Annotated in this window: 1 protein-coding gene; it reads left to right on the top strand. The window is 40.3% G+C overall.

The annotated features are described in order from the left end of the window. Positions 1-315 precede the first annotated feature (315 nt). A complete protein-coding gene (gene otsB, locus ACP69U_RS13785) occupies positions 316-1,191 on the top strand; it encodes a trehalose-phosphatase (protein WP_426138837.1) in 876 nt (291 codons plus the stop codon). The last annotated feature ends 177 nt before the right edge of the window (positions 1,192-1,368 follow it).

The following is a 1,368-nucleotide window of genomic DNA, read 5'->3' as shown; positions in this document are numbered from 1 at the left end:
TATAGTGCAGTGATAGGGTGCTTAGAGTAGGGACGCTGCTTTATAAATAGTTAGATGGCTATTATCAAAACGTGTTGACTAATGAAGGTTGAGTAACGGGGGCAGTATTTGATCAGTTACAGAACTCGTATCAAATTGAACACTCTTACCCTCAAGTGTCTTTATGTTTATGGCAGACTTGTTATAAGATCCAATTAGGTAAGACTGGCTATCTATATAGCCCCAAAAAATATTGCGTCCACTCTAAACAAGCACGGAGTCTCAAATTTAGAACAAGATATTTAAAGTATGGTGCTTTGCTAAAAAGGAATAGAAGTGACTTCAGGAAGAAGCCTCGGTATAAACAGGCAACCTTTATATATCTGCCCAAAAAACTTTTCTGATTATTTATGCAATCAGCAAGAGTACTGCGTGTTTTTAGATATAGATGGCACGCTCGCTGAATTTACGCTGCACCCTAAAGATAGCATCATCCCAACGTCCACTTTAACGCTTTTACAAAACATACAAAGCCACGGGGTGAAAATTGCAGCCGTGACCGGCCGCAGCCTTAAAGAAGCAAGACAGATGCTGTCTCCTATAAAGTTACCTATTGCTGCCACTCATGGACTAGAAATATCATACAGTGATAATAGTGAGGTGAACGTTGCTTCTGTTGACATACTTGAACTTGATGCCATCCGTCAGTCGGTCATCCAATCTTGCTCCTCCTTTGATGACTTCACTATAGAAAATAAACCTTATTCTCTCGCATTGCATTTCCGGCAAAACCCTGGTTTGGCCAATGTGGCGCATGCCATCATGTTAGAAACCTCAAAAAATTACCCTAACTGGACTTTAAAACCCGGGAAATACGTTTGGGAGTTGGCTCCTAAAGGCGTCTATAAAGGCGCAGCTATCTTAACCTTATTAAAAAAGATGCAGAGCAAAGAGAATGTTTGTCCTATTTTTATTGGTGATGATATTACCGATGAAGCAGGATTTCTCGCATTACGAAGCGAAAATGAACAACTAGAAAAGAACCAGTCGATAGACAACTCTTATTCCCAATCAGTAAAAGGTATGGGGGTTAAGGTTGGGAGCGGGTCATCGCACGCTCATTACTATGTGAACAACATTGATGAGGTGACTGTTTTACTCAATAGTTTTTTAAATTTTTGTCAAAGAAATAACACCCTAACTTCTGATTGAGTAGAGGTTAGCGGCAACCACTAATAAAAATATAAGGAGAGGTGTTATGAGTCGCTTAATCGTCCTATCTAACCGAGTTAAAATGCCTGATAACAACCCAATGGCAGGTGGACTTGCAATAGTACTGCAAGACGTGTTGAACGGAAAATCAGTCGTTTGGATGGGGTGGAATGGTGA

Origin of the sequence: Psychrobacter sp. TWR1-1-1, from assembly GCF_049895865.1 — a bacterium.
Taxonomy (GTDB): domain Bacteria; phylum Pseudomonadota; class Gammaproteobacteria; order Pseudomonadales; family Moraxellaceae; genus Psychrobacter; species Psychrobacter immobilis_A.
Note: the sequence above shows the minus strand (reverse complement) of the source record. Positions and strands in the feature narration are given on the sequence as shown.